The 1,459-nt window shown below is 49.1% G+C and carries 1 protein-coding gene; it reads left to right on the forward strand.

Annotated elements, in window-relative coordinates; all coding sequences use genetic code 11:
• A partial coding sequence (locus KDK13_RS10175) for a hypothetical protein (protein WP_257284868.1) occupies positions 1-1,459 on the forward strand: 1,459 nt, incomplete at both ends.

A 1,459-nucleotide genomic window follows, 5' to 3' on the forward strand; every position in this document is an offset into this window, starting at 1 on the left:
CCAACCTCACCACCCACCAGCCCGACAACCATCCCGCCGGGCTGCAGGGGTGAGCAGATTCCTGTCCATAGCCATGCTGACCTGGCGAAAATCGGGATTGATCGATGCTATCCACCCAGTGGCGAGTATGAACAGAAAGTTAATATTGATGCTGGAAACGAGCACACACCTATCAAGGATTTCACTGGCAAGTACAACGGTAACGGCAAGCGCATTCGCAACCTGAATAACTGCCTGTTCCAGAATCTGAAGGGCGAAGTCCGTAACCTGGTTATCAAAGATTCCCGTATTGAACGTTCAGGTAAACCTGGTGGGCCTCAAATGGAACCCGGGTATGCCACTGCAGCCAAGAAAGACGCATTGGCGTTTATCGCCTGCACCATGGAGCAACAAGCGAGCCAGAAAAATAACACTGTGCAACATTCAAACATCAAGATCACGGCCACGCCCACTGTTTATATTGAAAGGGATAGACCCACTCATTTGCAGAACAGGCAGGTGGGGATGCTGGCAGGCGAAGTAAAAGGTGAGGCATCACTCAAGGGTAATCGGATTGAAGACTCCACTATTGATATTGCGGGAGCAGGGATTAATGCAGGAATGGTGACTGGGCAAGCTTTGGGTACTTCAGTCATCGACAGCAATGATATTGATGGCTGTAATGTCGTCATATCAGGGCAATTCACCGGTTATTTAAGCATAACCGTATTTAAAATCCGTGGCTTAAAATGGACTGAGAAAAAGTGGGGTACGAATATCAACGCAGGTCTTGTTGCGGGAAAAATTTCGGGAAATGAACGGGAAAAAGTCATTGTCAGCAAGTCAACCCTGACTGGTAGCACCCTTGAAACATTTGGTAAGTATAAAAAGATCTGGGCTGCAAATGGCGGCGGTGTGGCAGGAAAAGCAGATCATGCGATCATTAGCGACACAGAAGCTCACGACAATAGCATAACTTTGAATTCCATGGAGAGAGGGCATCTCGCCGTGGTGGTTGCTGATGCCGCAAATTGTGAAATTCGGGGTACTATTGCCAGTAGCAACCGCTTGCATGCAGATGGCAAAGTTCAAGTACCCAATAACATTTACAAATTAAATCCAAACCTCGTCGGTGTCGTCACCGCTGGTTGTCTCAACAGCAAAATCAAAAACACTCAGGATATCAACTCGATATTGGTCAACCAGGGGGCGCAAAATTTCAAGCCATCACCTGGTGATGGAGGGCATGCAGCTGTTGCAGCCGCTTTTTCCAACGGTTGTACCATTCGGAATACCACGGCCACAGGGACCCGTATTGAAACCAATGGCCAAATCGGTTCTGTGGCGATTGCTGTGGCGTTTAATCATCAGGGTACTAAGGTCAGTCAGACAACCGCTATTGACTGCCAGCTGTTGGCCATCGGGCCGGGCAGAGATGGCCGTAATACCATCGGGAATGCTGCTGTCGCAGTGGCTGTGG

This window comes from Endozoicomonas sp. SESOKO1 (assembly GCF_024606265.1).
Lineage (GTDB): Bacteria > Pseudomonadota > Gammaproteobacteria > Pseudomonadales > Endozoicomonadaceae > Endozoicomonas.